We start from the raw sequence: 21,747 nt of genomic DNA, 5'->3' as shown, positions 1-21,747 counted from the left end.
CTAGATAAGTTGAATTATTTGAATAATGTTCATGGATTTAAAGAAAATTCATCACAAATCAAAGATTTAACCTATAAAAAATATCAATTTCTGCACATTTTACATGTGTATTGGCATTTTTGTTAACAAAGGAGAACACCATGACACTTACTGCTGTTGATATCAAAAAAGATATTAAAGAAAAAAATGTTACCTTCTTACGTTTGATGTTTACAGACATCGCAGGAACATTGAAAAATGTTGAAATTCCAGCAACTGATGAACAACTTGAAAAAGTTTTATCAAACAAAGCTATGTTTGATGGCTCATCAATTGAAGGATTTGTTCGCATCAATGAATCAGATATGTTCTTGTACCCAGATCTTGATACTTGGACCGTTTTTCCTTGGGGTGGAGAAAACGGTGCTGTTGCTGGTTTGATTTGTGATGTTTATACTGCTGAAGGTGAACCTTTTGCAGGAGATCCACGTGGTAATCTAAAACGTGCATTGCATCATATGGAAGAAGTTGGTTTCAAATCATTCAACCTTGGTCCAGAACCTGAATTCTTCCTTTTCAAAATGGATGAAAAAGGTGAACCTACACTTGAAGTGAACGACCAAGGTGGTTACTTTGACCTTGCTCCTACAGATTTGGCTGATAATACACGTCGTGAAATCGTCAATGTTTTGACCCAAATGGGATTTGAAGTTGAAGCTAGTCACCACGAGGTAGCAGTAGGTCAACATGAAATCGACTTTAAGTACGCTAATGTTTTGAAAGCTTGTGATAATATCCAAATCTTCAAACTGGTTGTTAAGACTATTGCTCGTAAACATGGTCTTTATGCGACATTTATGGCTAAACCTAAATTCGGTATTAACGGTTCAGGTATGCACTGTAATATGTCTCTTTTTGATAAAGATGGTAAAAATGCTTTCTTTGACCCAGAAGACCCACGAGGAATGCAATTGTCAGAAACTGCCTATGATTTCCTTGGCGGTTTGATGAAACACGCTTACAACTATACCGCAATCATGAATCCAACTGTAAACTCATACAAGCGTTTGGTTCCTGGTTATGAAGCGCCAGTTTACATTGCTTGGGCTGGACGTAACCGTTCACCACTTATCCGCGTTCCTGCTTCACGTGGTATGGGGACACGCCTTGAACTTCGCTCAGTTGATCCAACAGCTAATCCTTATCTTGCTCTTGCCGTTCTTTTGGAAGCAGGTCTTGATGGTGTTGAAAATAAAATTGAAGCGCCTGCTCCAGTCGAAACAAATATTTATGTCATGACAGAAGATGAACGTAAGGCTGCAGGTATTAAAGACCTTCCTTCAACACTTCACAATGCGGTTAAAGCTCTTCAAGAAGATGAAGTTGTTAAGTCTGCACTTGGTGAACACATCTTTACTAACTTTGTTGAAGCTAAGAAGATTGAATGGTCAAGTTATGCTGCCTTTGTTTCACAATGGGAAATTGATAACTACCTCAACCTCTACTAAAAAATTTAACCTTGAGAGTAGAACGGTTGAGTAACCTTTGTGTTGATGTTGACACAAACTCTGAGAGGTGAGGTCGGACTTGAGCCTATCCTCGCCAATCAGCAGATTTTCATTGGTACCTAATGCTAATGAATCATTCAGGGGAAATCTTAGATTGACTAAAGTTGATAGAATCTCCGTAACCACTGTGCCTCGCAAGTAAAATTACAAAATTACAAGAAGTTGGGTACATTTTGTCCCAACCTCTTTTAATTTTTATTCAGTAAAACGAAAAATATATAATAATAACTATTCTAAATAAGAAACTTGTGATATAATACAAAATGAAAATTCTGAATAATTTGACTATTTATTCTATAAATTGAGGAGAAAAAGCTATGAATGAAGATGCTTTGAAGGCTCAGCAGACGACTCTCTGGGAACCATCATTTGAATCAGATGCCTGTGGAATGGGATTTGTTGCACAGCTTGATGGTGAGCCTAGTCATACTCTGATTGACTATGCTCTTACCATGTTAACGCGGATGAATCATCGTGGTGGGACAGGCGCAGAACCTGATACTGGTGACGGAGCAGGAATGTTGTTGGCTATGCCAGATGAATTTTTCCAAGCAAAGGCTACCGAAGCCGGACTGGTTTTGCCATCAAAAGGAGACTATGCTGTTGCACAGCTTTATCTTCCACAAGATATTGAGGCAAAAAGCAGTCTTTTAGCTGCTGTTAAATCTGAAATTAAAAATGCAGGTTATCGTGTTCTGTTTACGCGAGATGTTCCTTTTAATTATGATAATTGCGGTCCTGCTGCACAAGAAATTATGCCTAGTTTTGTTCAATTGTTTATTAGTAAACCTTCAGATACTAAAGCTGGGCGAGCGTTTGAAGATAAACTCTTCCGTTTGCGTCGTCAACTAGAGAAGAGTTTTTCAGCGGATGAATTTTTCATTTGTTCTTTGTCTAGTAAAACGATTGTTTATAAGGGAATGTTGCATGCGTTTCAAGTTGGGCTTTTTTATCCTGATTTGACAGATGAGTTATTCAAATCACATATTGCTCTGACGCACTCACGCTTCTCAACAAATACTTTTCCATCTTGGGATCGTGCGCAACCATTTCGTTTCTTAGCTCATAATGGTGAGATTAATACCCTACGTGGTGCTGAAAATTGGATGCACAGCCATCAAATTGAAGTTTACAATGAAGAAAATTCTGATTCAGCTAAACTAGAAAACTGCTTGGAATACCTTTATCGCCACGGACGTGATATTCCACAAAGTTTATTGATGATGGTGCCAGAAGCTTGGGGAGAACAATCCGGTCTTTCTGACGAGTTGAAAGCTTTCTATGAATATGCTTCAAGTTTCGTGGCTCCTTGGGATGGACCAGCCGCTCTTGTTTTCACAGATGGAGACATGGTTGGTGCTCGTCTTGACCGTAATGGTCTCCGACCTAGTCGTTATTCATTAACTAAGGATAACTTTTTGATTTGTTCATCTGAATCAGGTGTTGTTGACTTAGAACCAAGTCGTGTTGTTGAAAAAGGTGTGCTTGGTCCTGGTAATATGTTGTTGATTGATACGACTTCTGGCAAACTCATGAAAAATGAGGAAGTTAAGGATTATTATTCAGCTCAATATCCTTATAAAGAATGGGTTGAAGAAAATATTGCTCATCTCAATGATTTTGAAGCAGTAGAAGTTAAAGAAGAAGTAGATAATATCACAACCTTGTGGAAAACATACGGTTACACCGAGGAAGTGATTCGTACGGTTATTCTTCCTATGGCCGAAAAAGGAGAGGAACCCGTTATTTCTATGGGATTTGACAGTCCATTGGCTGTTTTGTCAAATAAAAATCAGTCCCTCTTTACTTTCTTCAAACAACAGTTTGCCCAAGTAACGAACCCGCCAATTGATGCTATTCGTGAAAAAATCGTAGTATCCACTAGTGTGTATTTGGGTGGAGATGGGAATTTTACTGTAGATGGTGCGGATAATTGTGTTAAGGTCAAAATTGATAGCCCAGTACTCTCTAGTCAGGATTTTGCCAAATTAGCTCAGCTGACTGATGCCCGCTATAGTTCAACTACCTTATCAACAGTTTATAATTTAGTTGAACCTAGCCAAAATCGTTTGCAACGTGCTTTGGAAAATCTTTTCAAAGCAGCAGAAAAAGCAGTAGATAAGGGTAGCAAAATCATTATTTTATCGGACCGTGGTGTCAAGGAAGGTCAATCTGCTATTCCAATCCTGTTAGCTGTATCGGGCTTGAATAACTACATGGTTGTCAAAGGAAAAGCCAGCCAGTTCTCAATTGTTGTTGATACAGCTGAAGCAACTGAAGTTCACCACTTTGCGACCTTGGTTGGTTATGGTGCAGCGGCTATCCATCCTTACGGTGCGTATGCGACACTTGCAGACTATGGCAAGGATGAAGCAGCATATGAAAACTATCGTAAAGCAGCAGAAAAAGGCATCGTAAAAGTCATGAGTCGTATGGGAATATCAACCATTCTTGGTTATAAGGGAGCCCAATTATTTGAAGCCGTTGGTCTGTCTGATGCTGTTGTGAACCAATACTTTACAGGAACGGTGACTCGTATTGGTGGTTTGTCACTTGACCAAATCGAAGCAGAATACTTGCAACGTATTGAGGACGCCTTTGGTGCAAGACGTGACGACTATCTTCAGAGTGGTGGTAGTTACCAATTTAAAGCAGATGGTGAATATCACCTCTTCAATCCACAGACTATTTATAATTTCCAACAAGCAGTTCGTAGGGGGGATTATGATCTCTTCAAGACTTATACTACTGAGTTGGATAAAGAAGCACTTGAACATCCAACGACGCTTCGTTCTATTTGGGAATTCCATTCGAATCGTCCTAGAGTTGACCTTTCAGAAGTTGAACCAGCTGAAAGCATAGTTAAACGCTTTAAGGTTGGTGCCATGAGTTTTGGTTCTCTATCTAAAGAGGCACATGAAACTATTGCAGAAGCCATGAACCGTATCGGTGCTAAATCCAACTCTGGAGAAGGTGGCGAAAACCGAAATCGTTTCAAAGTTCAACCAGATGGTCGTAATCTCAATTCTAAAATCAAACAGGTAGCATCTGGACGTTTTGGTGTCAATGCTGAATACCTCATGTCTGCTGAAGAACTACAAATTAAGTTAGCCCAGGGTGCAAAACCTGGTGAAGGCGGTCAGCTTCCGGGTCAAAAAGTCTTCCCTTGGGTTGCTGAAATCCGTGGTGCAACGCCTGGTGTTCGCTTGATTTCCCCACCACCGCACCATGATATTTATTCAATTGAAGATTTGGCACAATTGATTTATGACCTTAAAGCTATCAATCCTTATGCTAAAATTAATGTTAAACTGGTATCAAGTACAGGAGTTGGTACCATTGCAACGGGTTGTGTGAAAGCTGGCGCTGACAAGGTTGTTATCTCTGGATATGATGGTGGTACAGGGGCTTCGCCTCGTAACTCTGTTCGCGATGCTGGTCTCCCTTGGGAAATGGGGCTGGCTGAAGCACATCAAACGCTGTCACTCAACCGTCTTCGTCAACGTATGACACTTGAAACAGATGGTAAACTTATGACAGGCCGTGATGTAGCGGTAGCGGCACTTCTTGGAGCTGAAGAATATTCGTTTGCTAGTTTGGCTCTTGTATCAGTAGGTTGTGTTATGATGCGAGTTTGCTCGCTCAACACTTGTCCAGTTGGTGTTGCGACTCAAAATCCTGACTTGCGGAAGCATTTTGCTGGTAAGCCTGAACATGTCATCAATATGATGTTCTTTATGGCAGAAGAACTGCGCGAATATATGGCAAAACTTGGTTTCCGCTCTGTAGATGAAATGGTTGGACATTCTGAAATCCTCAAGGCTAAATTCATTCCAAAAGGAAAGGCGAAGTCACTAGATTTCTCTCGTATTTTGGGTACAGCCTATCCAATTGAACGCAAGACAGAGGATCCGTTTGCTGACCCACGTCAGTGGAAGGAATTAGATGGTTTTTCAGCGGCAGCTATTGACAGTGAAACTAGCGTGACTATCAAGGAAAGTATCAATAATGTGCAACGTGCTGTTGGTGCCCGTATGGCTGGCTGGATGGCAGAACGTTATGGTAATGACACTGTTGAACCAGGACTCATCAAGTATGAATACACTGGTATTGCTGGTCAATCATTTGCAAGCTTTATTACACAAGGGATGGAATTAACTCTCATTGGAGAAGCTAATGACTATATTGCCAAGTCCATGTCTGGTGGCCGTCTCATCGTAAAACCACCACATGATGCTGGTTATGATATTGAAAATTCTCCAATTGTTGGAAACGTATCACTATTTGGTGCCGTCAATGGTGAAGCTTATTTTGCTGGCCGTGCGGGCGAGCGTTTCTGTGTACGTAACTCTGGTGCCAAGGTTGTGGTTGAAGGTGTTGGTGCACATGGTTGTGAATACATGACTGGTGGTGTTGCGGTTATCCTTGGAACAACAGGACGAAACTTTGCGGCTGGTATGTCTGGTGGTGTTGCCTACGTCTATGATGTTAATGGTGATTTTGCTGAAAAAGTTAACACTGAAATGGTTGACCTTTACAAAGTCGGTGAGACACGTGGTGATGATGTTCTTGTTGATATGATTCAAAAACATTACGAATATACAGGCAGTGCCAAGGCTAAGCGTCTTTTGGATAATTGGGCTAATGAAGTTGGTAAGTTTATCAAGGTTTACCCAACTGAATTCCATGAAATCAACAATATTGAACATGCTCTCGCCAATCGTGGTCTTGAAGGTGATGAACTTGAACTACGTACCTTTGAGATTGCTACAGGTGGTGCGGAAACAGCTGCCGAGAAAGAAGAGCTTCTCGCAACAGTAACAGGAGGAAAATAAGATGGCAGACCCATTTGGATTTTTGAAATATGAACGTAAGGACAATCCTTACCGTCCTGTTGCCGAGCGCATTTTGGACTTTGAAGAATTACAAACACCACTATCAGAAGAGGAACGTCAAAAGCAAGCTGCACGTTGTATGGCTTGTGGAATTCCTTTCTGCCATTCAGGTGCCTTTTATGGTGGAGGCCGAGCAGTATCAGGATGTCCTAACGACAACCTGATTCCTGAGTGGAATGATTTGGTTTACAAAGGAGACTTCAAGCGTGCCTTTGAGCGATTGAGCCGTACCAACCCACTTCCTGAGATGACAGGTCGTGTCTGTCCTGCACCATGTGAAAAAGGGTGTACAGAAGGATTAAATGGCTCAGGTGTTACCATTCATGACAATGAACGTTTTATCATTGATACTGCTTTTGAAAATGGTTGGGTCGAAGAATCGGGTCGTCCTTCTCAGCGTACAGGCTTTAAAATTGCTGTGGTTGGTTCAGGTCCGGCTGGCTTATCGGCAGCATGGAGACTTAATAAACTTGGTCATAGTGTGACTGTTTATGAGCGTAGTGACCGATTTGGTGGTCTTCTCATGTACGGTATCCCAAATATGAAATTGGATAAGGAGATTGTTCAACGTCGTATTGATGTCATGTCTAAGTTGGGAGTTAACTTTGTTGCAAATACTGAAATTGGTCGCGATATTACTGCTGACGAACTTTTGGAGCAATATGATCGTGTGATTTTAGCAACTGGTGCTAGTGTGCCTCGTGATTTGGAAGTTCCGGGTCGTCACCTTAGTGGTGTTCGTTTCGCTGTTGATTTCTTAACAGAGACAACAAAAAATGTTCTTGCTTCAGGCAATAAAAAACTTGGTCGCACCTTGGAAGGTAAGCACGTTCTTGTTATCGGTGGCGGAGATACTGGTAATGACTGTATCGGAACTGCTGTCCGTTTGGGAGCGGCTAGTGTCAAGCAATTGGAAATCACTCCAGAACCACCAGCAAAACGATTGCCAACTAACCCTTGGCCACAATATCCTATGGTTAAGCGTACAGGTTATGGTCAAGAAGAAGCCGACTATGTTCAAGATACAGAACTGACAGCTTATGCAACCTCAACAACTGAGTTTATTGGTGCTGATCGAGGGCAAGTTATTGCTGCTAAAACTGTTAAAGTTGGTCCAGGGTTTAAGCCGATTGAAGGAACAGAAGAAGTTATCAAGGCTGATCTTGTTCTTCTTGCTATGGGCTTCACTGGAGCTGAAACATCATTATTTGAACAATTTGGAGTTCAAAGTGTTTATGATGATTACTCAACTAATAATAATCAAGTTTTTGTAGCTGGAGATGCACGCCGTGGACCAAGTCTTGTTATTTGGGGGATCCGTGAGGGGCGTAAGACAGCTGAGAAAATTGATCAAGAGCTACGAGTGATGGTAGCACAATAGAAGAAATCAGAGATTTCTGGACTATTTTTATAGTTTTCTAGAGTTCAAAAAAGTCCTTGCTCGGATTTGAACTGTATTCCAAAAAATAGCGAAGTAATTAGGCTCGTTGTCAACTGTAGTGGGTGACTTATAACTAAGTGCGAGGGAAGACGAATTTTGTCTTCTCTTTTGTTATGTTTAAAGCGGGGGAAATCTTTTTTTAAGTTTTATACTCAATGAAAATCAAAAGTAGCCTAGGAAACGAAGCCGACGATAGAACTTGAGTTCATCAAGGCAAGTTGACAACGGATAATTTTGATTTTCGAAGAGTATTAGTGGTCAAAAGTCCTTCGTTTAATGTCTTTGATGAGTTTGAACAGAAAAGTGTTGCCTTTTCATCATTTTCATTGTCTCTCATCCGTTTATGATTGGGTACTTTTTTCATGAGTTTGTTTCGGAAAAAATGATGTTTCATTTCCAGCTTCTCTAATTTCTGCTATAATAGTCTTTATGAGAGTTGTAGCAGGTAAATTTGGTGGGCGTCCTCTGAAGACGCTAGAGGGAAGGACGACGCGTCCGACAACTGATAAGGTTAAGGGGGCCATTTATAATATGATTGGTCCATTCTTTGATGGGGGACGTGTGTTAGATTTGTATTCTGGCAGCGGTAGCCTAGCTATTGAGGCTATTTCACGAGGTATGGATGAAGCTGTATTGGTCGAGCGTGACCGGCGTGCGCAAGCTATTATCCAAGAAAATATCAAGATGACCAAAAGCGAGAGACAGTTTAAGCTTCTTAAGATGGAGGCCAACCGTGCGCTAGATCAGCTTTTGGGTCAGTTTGACTTGGTGCTGTTAGACCCACCCTATGCCAAGGAAGAAATCGTTAAAACTATTGAGATGCTAGATGCGCGTGGGCTCCTCTCGGATCATGTGATGATTGTCTGTGAAACAGATAAGTCGGTGGACTTACCTGAAGAGATTGCCAGCGTTGGAATCTGGAAACAGAAGGTCTATGGAATTAGCAAGGTGACAGTTTATGTTAAGTAATAGTGATTGGTTTTTGTTGATTTTAGTGTTACTAACGGCCATCGTTAAACTAGGTGCGGCTCGTGTTGTTGCTAGCAAGCGTCGTCTCAAAGTGGAGTCTGGTGAAGATGTACCAGCTATGACAGTAACTTGGAACAAGGGTTATTTGGTGGTATCGGGTCTTTTCGCAATATTAGCTGTGCTCAATTGGCTTGGTAAGGGGAGTTCTGGAACACCTCTGGTTCCGCTATTTGCTGCGCTAGTTTATCTTGGACTGGCTAGAGAGAAGGTCAAAGTATGACAATTGGACTTTTTGCGGGATCCTTTGATCCGGTGACCAATGGGCATGTGGATATCATCAAGCGTGCTAGTTGCCTTTTCGATATGCTATATGTTGGAATTTTTTACAATAAGGATAAAAAAGGTCTTTTTAGCATTGAGCAGCGTCAGCGGATGTTGACTGAGGCTTTGGCAGATTTGGAAAATGTCCAGATTATAACAGCGCATGATGTTTTAGCGGTTACTGTCGCTAAGCAAGTTGGGGCGACGCATCTGGTTCGAGGCTTACGCGGTTCAGAGGATATTGACTTGGAAGCTCGTCTTGATTTTTACAATCATGAATTAGCACCCGAGTTAGAGACGGTTTACCTAATGACCATGTTAGAATGGAAGTATGTTAGTTCAACACATGTTCGCGAACTTATTTATTTTAAGACTGATATCAGTAAGTATGTTCCTGAAAGTGTCGTCAAAGAAGTGGAGGAAACATTTGGAAACAAAGACAATTAAAAAACATCCTTTAAAAAAAATCGGTCACTTTTTAAATCGCTTTAAATGGTGGCTCTTGTCGCTCTTGGTTGTTTTTATCATTTTTAGCCTTTTTGTCCCTTTACCATATTATATGGAATCGCCTGGGGGAGCTTATGATATTCGCAGTGTGTTAACCGTTGGCAAAGATGAGGATAAGGAAAAAGGTTCTTATAATTTTGTAGCAGTGACTGTCAGCCGTGCTACCCTTGCTCAGATTATTTATGCTTGGGCTACGCCTTTTACTGAAATTATTAGTGCTGAAGAGATGACCGGTGGAACTAGTGACGAAGACTATCTACGCATTAATGATTATTATATGCAAAGTTCTCAAAATACGGCAACCTATCAAGCTTTGCAATTGGCTGGAGAAAAAGCAAAATTAGATTACAAGGGTGTGTATGTCCTAAGTATCAGCGAGGATTCTACTTTTAAGGATAGTTTACACATTGCTGATACGGTAACTGGAGTTAATGATAAGACTTTCAGCAGTTCAAAAGAACTGATAGCATATGTGTCTAGTTTGAAATTAGGCTCTAAAGTGACTGTTCAATATACCTCTGATGATAAGAAAAAAGAAGCTCAAGGTAAAATCATCAAGCTAGAAAATGGTAAAAATGGTATCGGAATTGGTCTAGTAGATCATACTGAGGTTGATTCGGATGTCAATATTGATTTTTCAACAGAAGGCGTGGGTGGTCCAAGTGCAGGATTGATGTTTACCCTTGATATTTATGACCAGTTGGTAGGTACTGATTTGCGTAAGGGTCGCATTATTGCTGGGACAGGGACGATTGAGGCAGATGGTTCTGTTGGAGATATCGGTGGTGCAGGACTCAAAGTGGTTTCGGCGGCAGAATCTGGTGCGGAAATTTTCTTTGTTCCAAATAATCCAGTGGATGAAGCAACACTAAAAGCAAATCCTGATGCTCAAACAAACTATCAAGAAGCACTGGCTGCTGCTAAAAAAATTGGGACAAAAATGAAAATTGTTCCTGTCACGACTGCTCAAGAGGCTATTGACTACTTAAAGAAAACAGGAAATTAAGAAAACTTGCCAGAGAAACTTCTTTGGCAAGTTTTATAACTTTCTGGTTAATTTTTTCTTAAGCTTTCCTTGTTAATCTATATAGTGAAAATGAAGTAATCTAAAAGGTGGTTAGAATGACTTGGAAAAAACGTTTACTTATAGGATTGCGACTCGCCTTGCTCATGATTTATTTAGATGGTGCTTTTTTAATCTACATTCGATCGGTTGATGGCAATGGTATCTATCAGACCACAAAAATGAAATGGTTATCGTTATTGCTCTGGTCACTCTGTTGTATTTTGCTTTGGTTAGTACAGGAAATTATCAGTTTTATTTTGAAAATGAGAACCTATAAGCGAGGGAAAAGCTCGTAATGAAGACTTCAGGGAACAGCTTGAAGTCTTTTATATTTTTTTGTGATGTTGTTAGAAGCTGTAGTTACAAGTAAAGTGCTTTTATCAAGGATAGTTTTTCGCTAATAAAGGCAGTTTTTTGAGGAAATACGGACTGTATTTTGAAAAAAATTAACGATGAGTAGCTGAAAAACTAGTCTTATACTCAATGAAAATCAAAAGTAGCCTAGGAAACGAAGCCGACGATAGAACTTGAGTTCATCAAGGCAAGTTGACAACGGATAATTTTGATTTTCGAAGAGTATTAGATAGAAATGCTGAGCTGCGAATACAGGCTCTTAATTCACTTCGTGTACAAAAATAACCTAAAGTCTGTCCTGTTTCTCCTGACTTGATTGCTTACAAAAATCAAAAAATAGTGTATAATAAAAAGGTTACAGAAGAAATTGTAGATTTCGCCAATGAGGCGATATTACAGATGAAAATTAACCTAAAGTGAGGAGCCAGATGAGAAAAGAAATCTCTCCTGAAATGTATAATTACAATAAGTTTCCAGGTCCACAATTCATTTCTTTTGATAATTATGTCAAGAGTGATGGAATTGAGTTTGTGATTTTAGAAAATGTCAAAGATGCCTTCAATGCAACTGTCTTTAGTCAGCGTTATTCTGAAATTCTACTCAAATATGATTATATCGTCGGGGATTGGGGCAATGAACAATTGAGGTTGAAAGGTTTTTACAAAGATAACAGGGATGTTAAAAAATCCAACCGTATTTCTCGCCTTGATGATTACATCAAAGAGTATTGTAATTTTGGTTGTGCTTATTTTATTTTGGAAAATCCAGAGCCTAGGGAAATTAGCTTTGATGAGGAGCGTTTGCCGAAACGTCGGAAGTCGTCACGCAAACATTCTGCTAAGCCAGCCAAAGAAGAAACAAAGACGAGTACGAGCAAAACGAAGAAGCATTTCAGTACCCAGAAGCGAAAAGATAACAAAGCGCGAGATGAACGCGAGATGAGACGTCAGCAACAAAGAGAAATTCAAGCTGCTAAACAGCATTTCGTCATTCGTAAAAAAGAAAAAAAGTAAGGAAAAATCATGTCAAAAACTAGTACAGAAGTAAAAAAGGAAAGCCGTCAAAAAGTTGAAGATACGCCAAACTATAAGCCATCTATTTATAGCTTGACTCGTGATGAATTGATTGATTGGGCTATAGCACATGGCCAAAAAAAATTCCGCGCGACGCAAATCTGGGACTGGCTTTACCGCAAACGTGTTCAATCTTTTGAAGAAATGACTAACATTTCAAAGGATTTCATTGATGTTCTGAATGAGAATTTTTGTGTCAATCCCTTAAAACAGCGCATTGTGCAGGAGTCTAAGGACGGGACTATCAAATATTTATTTGAATTACCAGATGGTATGCTGATTGAGACTGTTCTCATGCGCCAGCACTATGGATTATCTGTCTGTGTGACAACTCAGGTAGGTTGTAACATTGGTTGTACCTTCTGCGCTAGCGGCTTGATAAAAAAACAACGTGACCTTAATAATGGGGAAATCACTGCCCAAATTATGTTGGTACAAAAATACCTTGATGATCGTGGTGATAGTGAACGCGTCAGTCATGTGGTTGTGATGGGCATTGGTGAGCCTTTTGACAACTACACGAATGTGCTCAAATTCCTACGCACTATCAACGATGACAACGGTCTTGCTATCGGTGCCCGCCATATTACCGTGTCAACCTCAGGTTTGGCTCACAAAATCCGTGACTTCGCTAATGAAGGGGTTCAAGTTAACTTGGCAGTTTCTCTCCATGCACCAAACAACGAACTACGTTCAAGTATCATGAAAATCAACCGTTCCTTCCCGTTAGAAAAACTCTTTGCAGCTATTGAGTACTACATTGAAACGACCAATCGTCGTGTGACTTTTGAGTATATTATGCTTAACGGTGTCAATGACAATCCAGAGAATGCTCAAGAACTGGCCGATTTGACCAAAAATATCCGCAAATTATCTTACATCAATCTTATTCCTTACAACCCTGTGTCTGAACATGACCAATACAGTCGTTCCACGAAAGAGCGTGTAGCAGCTTTTTACGATGTGCTAAAGAAAAATGGTGTTAACTGTGTAGTGCGCCAAGAACACGGAACAGACATTGATGCGGCTTGTGGACAGTTGCGTTCAAATACCATGAAACGTGACCGACAAAAAACGCTCAGTGGAGAGAACAAATAATGCAACTTTTTCTAAATGAAAAAGCAGAATTAACAGAGCTTGGGCGTAAGGTTACTTGGACTCTGGTAGGGCTTTATGTGTTAGCCATTTGCTACATGTGCTTTGGTCCCCAGCATACTGTAGATGGTGTTGATACTCCAAATATCCAATATTTCGGACGATTGGTTGTCTTGCTAGTACCTTTTAATACTCTAGTCAGTCTGAGTGAATTGAGGACCCCTCTGGAATTGATTGTCGTTATCGGACAAAATTTGGTGAATATCTTCCTCCTTTTTCCTTTACTTTTGGGAATGTTGGCGCTTTTACCTAAACTGCGTTCTTGGAAAAGCATTTTAATCCTAGCTTTTTGTCTTAGTCTCTTCATTGAGTGCACACAGGTTGTCCTTGATCTTCTCTTTAATGCTAACCGCGTCTTTGAAATTGACGATCTCTGGACCAATACATTGGGTGGAGCTGTGGCTTTCCTTTGTTACAATTGGTTGAAAAAAGTATTGACAAAATACTTGCAGAAGTAAGTGTCAAAATAGTTAGAACCTGTATTTACAGTTCAGCACTTCTATCTAAGACTAGTTTTTGAGCTACTCATCCTTAGTTTTTTCAATATATAGTCAGTAGTCTTTCAAAAAACTGCCTTGATTAGCAAAAAACGCTCTCTTATATAAAAGCGTTTCACTTGTGAATACAGGTTCTTAAAGTTGAGTAAATTTTACTTGTCAATATGTGAGCTGATGGCTTGACTTGGAGTCTGCTTCAAGGAGTATACTAGTAGTAGAATGGAAACCCCTCTTTCTTTTCAAGAGTGGTTTTTCTCATGTTATCACAGAAAGGGATAGTTATGTCCATTATCAAAAATTTATGGTGGTTTTTCAAACTGGAAAAACGTCGTTACTTGATTGGGATTATAGCACTGAGTTTGGTTGCTGTGCTCAATCTTATTCCACCAAAAATCATGGGAAATGTAATCGATGGCATTACGAGTGGCACTCTCAGCCAAGTTGATTTGTTGTGGAGCCTACTCTGGTTGGTTTTGTCAGCTATTGGGATGTATCTCCTGCGCTACATTTGGCGCATGTATATTCTGGGAACTTCTTATCATTTAGGACAACTGATTCGTTATCGCCTCTTTGAGCATTTTACAAAAATGTCTCCTTCATTTTATCAAAAATATCGGACAGGTGACCTTATGGCACATGCTACCAATGATATCAATGCCTTGACACGACTGGCTGGAGGAGGGGTAATGTCAGCTGTTGATGCTTCTATCACAGCCTTAGTTACCTTAGCAACCATGTTTTTTACTATCTCTTGGCAAATGACTTTGATTGCCATCATACCTCTGCCCTTTATGGCTCTTGCGACTAGCCGTTTAGGTAGAAAGACGCACAAGGCTTTTAATGATTCTCAAGCAGCCTTTTCAGAATTGAATAATAAGGTTCAGGAATCGGTGTCAGGGATTAAAGTTACCAAGTCTTTTGGCTATCAGGCTGATGAGCTTCACTCTTTCCAAGAAACCAATGATATGACATTTTCAAAAAACATGGTCACCATGAAATACGACACCTTGTGGGATCCCTTAGTCTTGCTTTTTGTTGGTGCTTCCTATCTATTAACTCTTTTGGTGGGGGCATTCATGGTTTCGATTGAAAGTGTTACTGTGGGGAGTTTGGTTACCTTCATCACTTATTTGGATATGCTAGTCTGGCCATTGATGGCTGTTGGTTTTCTTGTCAACATGATGCAGCGTGGTACGGTATCTTACGAGCGAATCAATGCGCTTTTGGAGCAGGAATCAGATGTACAGGAAGCTAAGAATCCCCTGTCTAGTATTACAAATGGTCGTTTGGATTATGACATCAAGTCATTTCAGTATGAAAACGAACCAACTTTGTCTCAAATTCATTTTGGACTCGAAAAGGGACAAACTCTGGGGGTGGTCGGTCAGACAGGATCTGGAAAAACAACTTTGCTGAAACTCTTGTTGCGTGAGTATGATTTAAATCATGGTTCCATTAAGATTAATGGTCATGATATTAAGGATTATAAACTATCTGATCTGCGCAGCCTAATTGGCTATGTACCGCAGGATCAATTTCTCTTTGCCACTAGTATTTTAGAAAATGTCCGTTTTGGCAATCCCGAACTGCCCTTGGACGAAGTAGTAGAGGCAACAAAACTATCACAAGTTTATGATGATATCATGGCTATGCCAGAGGGTTTTGACACCTTGATTGGTGAAAAAGGGGTTAGTTTATCTGGAGGCCAAAAGCAACGTCTTGCCATGAGTCGTGCTATGATCCTTGATCCTGAAATTTTGATTTTAGATGATAGTCTGTCAGCGGTGGATGCCAAGACCGAGTATGCCATTATTGAAAATCTCAAGAAAACGCGTCAAGACAAGACCACCATCATCACGGCACATCGGTTGTCGGCAGTGGTGCATGCAGATCTCATTTTGGTTTTGCAGGATGGACAGATTATTGAACGTGGGCGCCACGAAGACTTACTGACTCAGAATGGCTGGTATGCAGAGACTTATGAATCACAGCAGTTAGAAATGGAGGACGAGGATGAAGAATAACAGTAATCAATGGCGTGTCTTCAAACGGCTCATGTCCTACCTAAAATCCTATAAATGGCTGACAGCGCTGGCTCTGGGGCTTTTACTGCTGACCACTATTGTCAAGAGCCTGATTCCGCTGGTAGCTTCTTATTTTATTGACCACTTTTTAACACAGATGAATCAGACAGCTATGCTGATTTTGGTAGGTTATTACCTTATGTATGTCCTTCAAACAATTATCCAATATCTGGGAAATCTCTTTTTTGCTCGCGTTTCCTACAGTATCGTTCGAGATATTCGCCGCGATGCCTTTGCTAATATGGAAAAACTTGGTATGTCTTATTTTGATAAGACGCCTGCGGGCTCTATTGTTTCCCGCATCACTAATGATACTGAAGCTATCAGTGAAATGTTTTCAGGTATTTTATCTAGCTTTATTTCAGCGATTTTCATTTTTTCAGTGACACTGTTAACCATGCTGCGCCTAAATGCTGGCTTGACCGGATGGATTGCTCTTTTTCTGCCTTTCATTTTTATTTTGGTGAATATCTATCGTAAAAAGTCTGTTCAGGTCATTGCCAAAACACGCTCTTTATTATCAGATATCAATGCCAAGCTGGCTGAGAGTATTGAAGGCATTCGTATTGTTCAGGCCTTTAGGCAGGAAGAAAGGCTAAAAAATGAATTTGAGATCATCAATCAAGAGCACTACCAGTATGCTAATCGTTCTATGGCGCTTGATTCTCTGTTCTTGCGTCCAGCCATGTCTTTGCTGAAGCTGTTGGCTTATGCTATTTTGATGGCTTACTTTGGTTTTCGTGGGATGAAGCTTGGTATTTCGGCCGGTCTTATGTATGCCTTTATTCAGTATGTGAATCGACTTTTTGACCCACTGATTGAGGTCACCCAGAATTTCTCAACCTTGCAAACTTCTATGGTTTCTGCAGGTCGTGTCTTTGACCTGATTGATGAGCTGACCTATGAGCCTTCTCAAGGGAATAGCAGTGCGAAAGTTCAAGAGGGAACCATTGAGTTTAGAGACGTTAGTTTTTCTTACGATGGCAAAAAGCAGATTTTGGATAAGATTTCTTTCAAGGTTAAAAAGGGAGAAACCATTGCATTTGTTGGGGCGACGGGTTCTGGGAAATCTTCCATTATCAATGTGTTGATGCGCTTCTATGAATTTCAGTCTGGTCAAGTGCTTTTAGACGGTCGAGATATTCGTCAGTATGCTCAAGACGAATTGCGTCAAAACATCGGACTTGTTTTGCAAGATCCGTTCCTCTATCACGGGACTATTGCTTCAAATATTCGCATGTATCAAAAACTCTCAGATGAGGAGGTTCAGGCAGCGGCTGAATTTGTTGATGCTGATCAGTTTATCCAGAAATTGCCTGAGAAATATCAGACACCCGTATCAGAGCGTGGATCAAGTTTTTCAACTGGTCAACGGCAACTTTTGGCTTTTGCTAGAACCATTGCTACTCAGCCTAAAATCCTGATTTTAGATGAAGCGACAGCTAATATTGACTCCGAAACCGAGCAAATCGTGCAAAACTCTCTAGCCAAAATGCGTCAAGGGCGAACGACCATTGCCATTGCCCACCGCCTGTCAACCATCCAAGATGCCAACTGTATCTATGTTCTGGACAAGGGTAAGATTATCGAGTCAGGGAGTCACGAGGACTTACTTGCCAAACAGGGTACATACTACAAGATGTACCAACTCCAAGCGGGCATGATGGAGAATTAGCAAGGTTTATCTTAAACTCTGATAATAAAAAAGACACACTTTAAGATTAAACGCCAAGTTTAATTCTTAAAGTGTGTTTTCATTTTATATTTTATGAAAATCAAAAACCTCGCTCTTTACAGGTTTTTAAGTTCATTTTAATGTAGGGGAGAGATCTGTAGGTAATACTAAAACACGAAAAAGTGAGTGTAAAAACCTATCGGTTTTGAATCCATGACAAAAGTCATATCATGTCATGACATTTTGGGCTAAAAAGTGTAACTCTTTTTCGGTAGAATTACAATATAAAGAAAAGGAGTTCTAACTGATGAAACATAAAACCTCTGTGATGATATACGGAATTATCGCTTCTGTCTTTGCTGGTCTGAGTCTCTTTACAGATATTTTTGAAACATTCAATGTGGAAGTTTTCTTTTCATCGATGGGCTATTTGATAGGGGATTGATTTCTCTATCTGTCCTTATTGGAATGGTAAAATCTCTTCTAAAAGAGTTGTTGGATTAGGAGGACAAGATGAAATCATTGACATTATTGGTTACTTTTATCTGTATCTCCTTTTTTATTGGAGTATTAGCACTGACTACAGATTATTTTGCAGGCGTATCGCTTTGGCATGTGTACACACTTATGGGCATTGACATGATGGTATTTTATGTTACATTTCCCTATTTTCAAGGCAGAAAGGAGCAAGACAAATGACACACACAGTTATCAAGGTTGTGAATCTCTCAAAGCAGTTTAAATCGAAACAAATCTTGCAAGACATTTCATTTGAGGTTAAGGAGGGCGACTGCCTCGCTCTAATTGGTCCAAATGGTGCTGGTAAGACAACCTTAATGAACTGCTTGTTGGGGGATTATGTCCCAACTTCAGGGACAGTAGAAGTGTTCGAGAAGTTAGCGTCTCATCCAAGTCTGAAAGAAAAGGTTGGCATTCTTTTTCAGGAAAATCAGACCGAGCAGAAGATGAAAGTTTCAGAGCTTTTAGACTTTCAAAAGGAAATCTATCCCACTCCTCTGTCTGATAAGGAAATTGATGATTTGCTACAATTTACAGAACAGCAGAAAAATCAATTTGCTGAAAAATTATCTGGCGGTCAAAGACGGCTTTTGGCTTTTGTTCAAGTCTTGGTGGGTCAACCTGATATTCTTATCTTGGACGAGCCAACGGCGGGTATGGATACCAGTACACGAAAGCGTTTTTGGGAAATTATTGCTGAGCTGAAAAAAGCAGGCAAGACCATTATTTATTCTAGTCATTATATTGAAGAAGTAGAACATACAGCGGACAGAATTTTAGTCTTGCATGAAGGAAAATTGCTGCGCGACACGACACCTTATCTCCTACGTTCTGAAGAAAAGGAAAAAGTCTTCACTCTGCCTGCGGACTATTTGTCAGTGGTTAAAGAACAAGTAATTGGTGACTTGGTTGTTAAGACAGATACGCTCACCTTTACGACCAAACAGCCTCAAGTAGTTTGGAATGCACTTGCCGCAGCTCAATGTCCTATTGAAGACATTGAAATGACCAACCGCACACTGCTAAATACTATCTTTGATATGGCAAAGGAGAAAGACCATGAAAACGTTTAAAGCTATTTTACATCAAGAATACCTCATCAATAAACGTTCCCTATCTAACTTAATTATGGGAATAGGGATGCCTCTTGCGTTTTTTCTGTTATTTACTAGCATTTGGGCTAATGAAGATAGCATGCCCAAGGAACAAGTGAGTTATTGGGTACGACAATATATGATACAAATGACAGCTTTTTCTAGTCTTAGCTTTGCCTTCTTTTCCTTACCCTATGCTTTTCAAGAAGACCGAAATGGCAACCGTCTTAGAAATATCCAACACAGTCCTATTCCTATTTGGCAGTACTACCTTAGTAAAATTTTGGCTATTCTTGTTCATTTTATATTGGCGATTTTGGTTGTTTTTGCGGTAGGACACTTTGTCAAAGGAGTTGATATGTCTGCCGGAGAATGGCTTACCAGCGCAAGTCTTTTATTTGTAGGAGCAATCTGTTTTATGCCTTTTGGCGCTCTTTTTGCTCATATCAAGTCAGCCCAAAGTCTCTCCCTTGTTGCCAATATCTTCTACATGGGTTTGGCAGTTTTGGGCGGACTTTGGATGCCAGTGTCAAGCTTCCCTGACTTTATGCAAAAGCTAGCCAAGCTTACGCCAACTTATCATCTCAACAATCTCTTAATTTCTTACTTCAAGGGTGATTTTTCCATAAAGTCCCTGCTAATTTTAATGGGATATGCTATCATAGTTTTAACAATTGCTTTGGCAGTCGGAAAAAAACTTGAGGTAAAATGATGTTTCGACCTTTTCAAAGGACGGATGGGCTCTATTATGTAGGAATGGTCTTCATGGTGTTTCCCTTAGCGGGTACAATTTGGTTTGGTTATCCCATGTGGACATTGGGACCATCTATCTGCTTTATGATAGCTTATATTTTAATTATTCATATTCGCAACCAGTATTCCAAAACGATTGCTTGTTTGTGGTTCTATATGCTAGCTTACATTGTCGGCATGTGTTTTCTTGAAGGAAGCATGGTATGGTTTTTCTTCTTTCTCAGCAACCTTTTGGTCTGGCGATTTGGGGATGACCTATGGTCTTACCGTATGCTATCTTACATGATTGGCTTATTATCGGTAACGTTCATGGGATTGCTATTTGCAGATAACCTAGCTAGTCGGATTATGTCTATTCTAATTCCAATTTTTGTCGTGGCTATGCATTATTTTCAGCGGCAAAATTACATGGAAGATAAAATTCAAAAGGAAATTTACCAGAAGAATAAGGAGATTAATCTCCTCACTGCAGAAAATGAACGCAATCGGATTGGCCGTGATTTGCACGATACGTTAGGGCATACCTTTGCCATGATGAGTTTGAAGACAGAGTTGGCACTCAAACAAATGAAAAAAGGCCAGTATGAGGCTGTGCAGCAGCAGCTAGAAGAACTCAATCAGATTAGTAAGGATTCCATGAAAGAAGTCCGTGAGCTTATCAATAACCTCAAATTCCGTACAGTTACTGAGGAGCTGGATAATATCACCGATATGTTTGCTTTGTCGGATATTGAACTAACTGTGGACAATCAGCTGGAATTGAATGCCCTATCGCCAGTCATCCAATCTAGCCTGACCATGATTTTACAGGAATTAACCACCAATATCGTCAAACATGCCCAAGCCAATCACTGTCAGATTAGTTTAACGCATTCGGAAGGGCTTAAGGTTAGGGTAGAGGATGATGGTATCGGTTTTGCCAAGCTGACTGGGCATGAGCTGCATTCTGTTAGAGAAAGGTTACATCTGGTCAAGGGAGAGGTAGTTATCCTATCCAGCCAGCACCCTACAGTCATTGAAGTGACCTTGGAAGAAGGAGGGAAAGCATGAAATTATTGATTGCAGAAGACCAGTCTATGCTGCGTGATGCACTCTGCCAGCTCTTACTCATGGAAGATGACGTTGACGAGATTTTACAGGCCAAGGATGGAGCCGAAGCTATCGGCATTTTGCAGATAGAGAAAGTGGACGTGGCTATCTTGGATGTGGAAATGCCTAAGCAGTCAGGTCTTGATGTGTTGGAGTGGATTCGTGCACATCAGGACATCAAAGTTATCATTGTGACTACTTTTAAGCGTGCAGGCTATTTTCAAAGGGCTGTCAAGGCTGGAGTGGATGCCTATGTGCTTAAGGATCGCTCAATAGACGAGTTAATGGTCACCATCCATGCAGTGCTTTCGGGCAAAAAAGAATACTCACCTGAACTCATGGAGACCTTGGTTGGGCAAAGCAATCCACTGAGCAAGCAGGAAATGGCGGTGCTGGAACATGTGTCACAAGGTCTCACCAATCAAGAAATCGCAAACCAGCTTTTCTTGTCTAACGGGACCATCCGCAACTATATGTCTGCTATTCTGACCAAACTCAATGCTAAAAATCGTCTGGATGCTGTCAATATTGCTCAGAAAAACGGTTGGTTGACAAAACGAAGTTAGGAAATCTAGCTTCGTTTTTTGGATTACTAGTCGGAGGTGTCATCGATTGTAGAAAAAGGAAAAATTGGAATTGTAAAAGAGAGTTGGAAAATGCTAAAATATTATCAATTTGTCCAGATTACCAATACGTGTTTATGGAGTT

Annotated in this window: 18 protein-coding genes and 1 pseudogene; all 19 read left to right on the top strand. The window is 40.3% G+C overall.

Features of this window, described 5'->3' with window-relative positions:
• The first annotated feature begins 140 nt into the window (after nucleotides 1-140).
• The 19 genes and pseudogenes from glnA to ABZ559_RS09665 all read left to right on the top strand — a co-directional run bounded on the left by glnA (nucleotide 141) and on the right by ABZ559_RS09665 (nucleotide 21,605).
• Nucleotides 141-1,487, top strand: a complete 1,347-nt coding sequence (gene glnA / locus ABZ559_RS09755; protein WP_367006183.1) for a type I glutamate--ammonia ligase — start codon at nucleotides 141-143, stop codon at nucleotides 1,485-1,487.
• Between the two features lie 377 nt (nucleotides 1,488-1,864).
• Entirely contained in the window at nucleotides 1,865-6,382 is a 4,518-nt protein-coding gene (gltB, locus tag ABZ559_RS09750; RefSeq protein WP_367006182.1) for a glutamate synthase large subunit, read from the top strand.
• A 1-nt stretch (nucleotide 6,383) separates the two neighbouring features.
• A complete protein-coding gene (locus ABZ559_RS09745) occupies nucleotides 6,384-7,823 on the top strand; it encodes a glutamate synthase subunit beta (RefSeq protein ID WP_367006180.1) in 1,440 nt (479 codons plus the stop codon).
• A gap of 489 nt (nucleotides 7,824-8,312) precedes the next feature.
• The gene (gene rsmD / locus ABZ559_RS09740) at nucleotides 8,313-8,852 is read left to right on the top strand and encodes a 16S rRNA (guanine(966)-N(2))-methyltransferase RsmD (RefSeq protein ID WP_273414627.1); all 540 of its coding nucleotides are present in this window, start codon (nucleotides 8,313-8,315) and stop codon (nucleotides 8,850-8,852) included.
• Complete coding sequence (locus ABZ559_RS09735) at nucleotides 8,842-9,132, top strand: hypothetical protein (RefSeq protein WP_367006178.1); 291 nt, start codon at nucleotides 8,842-8,844, stop codon at nucleotides 9,130-9,132. The genes rsmD and ABZ559_RS09735 overlap by 11 nt, the downstream gene beginning before the upstream one ends.
• Nucleotides 9,129-9,620, top strand: coding sequence for a pantetheine-phosphate adenylyltransferase (coaD, locus tag ABZ559_RS09730; RefSeq protein ID WP_018376904.1), 492 nt, complete (start codon nucleotides 9,129-9,131; stop codon nucleotides 9,618-9,620). The genes ABZ559_RS09735 and coaD overlap by 4 nt, the downstream gene beginning before the upstream one ends.
• Nucleotides 9,601-10,686 (top strand): SepM family pheromone-processing serine protease, encoded by a 1,086-nt coding sequence (locus tag ABZ559_RS09725; RefSeq protein WP_367006176.1) that lies wholly within the window; start codon nucleotides 9,601-9,603, stop codon nucleotides 10,684-10,686. The genes coaD and ABZ559_RS09725 overlap by 20 nt, the downstream gene beginning before the upstream one ends.
• A 116-nt stretch (nucleotides 10,687-10,802) precedes the next feature.
• Nucleotides 10,803-11,042, top strand: a complete 240-nt coding sequence (locus ABZ559_RS09720) for a DUF3923 family protein (protein WP_367006175.1) — start codon at nucleotides 10,803-10,805, stop codon at nucleotides 11,040-11,042.
• Between the two features lie 486 nt (nucleotides 11,043-11,528).
• Nucleotides 11,529-12,113, top strand: a complete 585-nt coding sequence (locus tag ABZ559_RS09715) for a YutD family protein (protein WP_273414617.1) — start codon at nucleotides 11,529-11,531, stop codon at nucleotides 12,111-12,113.
• A gap of 9 nt (nucleotides 12,114-12,122) precedes the next feature.
• Nucleotides 12,123-13,271, top strand: coding sequence for a 23S rRNA (adenine(2503)-C(2))-methyltransferase RlmN (rlmN, locus tag ABZ559_RS09710; protein WP_321058682.1), 1,149 nt, complete (start codon nucleotides 12,123-12,125; stop codon nucleotides 13,269-13,271).
• On the top strand, nucleotides 13,271-13,786 hold the full coding sequence (locus ABZ559_RS09705) for a VanZ family protein (RefSeq protein WP_367006173.1): 516 nt from the start codon (nucleotides 13,271-13,273) through the stop codon (nucleotides 13,784-13,786). The genes rlmN and ABZ559_RS09705 overlap by 1 nt, the downstream gene beginning before the upstream one ends.
• A gap of 320 nt (nucleotides 13,787-14,106) precedes the next feature.
• Nucleotides 14,107-15,849 (top strand): ABC transporter transmembrane domain-containing protein, encoded by a 1,743-nt coding sequence (locus ABZ559_RS09700; protein ID WP_367006172.1) that lies wholly within the window; start codon nucleotides 14,107-14,109, stop codon nucleotides 15,847-15,849.
• Nucleotides 15,839-17,584: an ABC transporter ATP-binding protein gene (locus tag ABZ559_RS09695; protein ID WP_367006170.1), complete on the top strand. Its 1,746-nt coding sequence runs from the start codon at nucleotides 15,839-15,841 to the stop codon at nucleotides 17,582-17,584. The genes ABZ559_RS09700 and ABZ559_RS09695 overlap by 11 nt, the downstream gene beginning before the upstream one ends.
• A gap of 307 nt (nucleotides 17,585-17,891) precedes the next feature.
• Nucleotides 17,892-18,088: pseudogene (locus tag ABZ559_RS09690) on the top strand (hypothetical protein).
• A 9-nt stretch (nucleotides 18,089-18,097) separates the two neighbouring features.
• Complete coding sequence (locus ABZ559_RS09685; RefSeq protein ID WP_367006168.1) at nucleotides 18,098-18,283, top strand: hypothetical protein; 186 nt, start codon at nucleotides 18,098-18,100, stop codon at nucleotides 18,281-18,283.
• Nucleotides 18,280-19,176, top strand: a complete 897-nt coding sequence (locus tag ABZ559_RS09680) for an ABC transporter ATP-binding protein (protein ID WP_367006167.1) — start codon at nucleotides 18,280-18,282, stop codon at nucleotides 19,174-19,176. Before ABZ559_RS09685 ends, ABZ559_RS09680 begins: the two co-directional genes overlap by 4 nt.
• Entirely contained in the window at nucleotides 19,163-19,909 is a 747-nt protein-coding gene (locus ABZ559_RS09675) for an ABC transporter permease (protein ID WP_317334779.1), read from the top strand. The genes ABZ559_RS09680 and ABZ559_RS09675 overlap by 14 nt, the downstream gene beginning before the upstream one ends.
• A complete protein-coding gene (locus ABZ559_RS09670) occupies nucleotides 19,909-21,000 on the top strand; it encodes a sensor histidine kinase (protein ID WP_317334792.1) in 1,092 nt (363 codons plus the stop codon). The genes ABZ559_RS09675 and ABZ559_RS09670 overlap by 1 nt, the downstream gene beginning before the upstream one ends.
• On the top strand, nucleotides 20,997-21,605 hold the full coding sequence (locus tag ABZ559_RS09665; protein ID WP_018376886.1) for a response regulator transcription factor: 609 nt from the start codon (nucleotides 20,997-20,999) through the stop codon (nucleotides 21,603-21,605). The genes ABZ559_RS09670 and ABZ559_RS09665 overlap by 4 nt, the downstream gene beginning before the upstream one ends.
• Nucleotides 21,606-21,747 lie beyond the last annotated feature (142 nt).

Source organism: Streptococcus sp. ZY19097 (assembly GCF_040731245.1).
GTDB classification, from domain to species: domain Bacteria; phylum Bacillota; class Bacilli; order Lactobacillales; family Streptococcaceae; genus Streptococcus; species Streptococcus orisratti.
The sequence above is the reverse complement of the archived record's forward strand: the minus strand, read 5'-3'. Positions and strand labels throughout refer to the sequence as shown.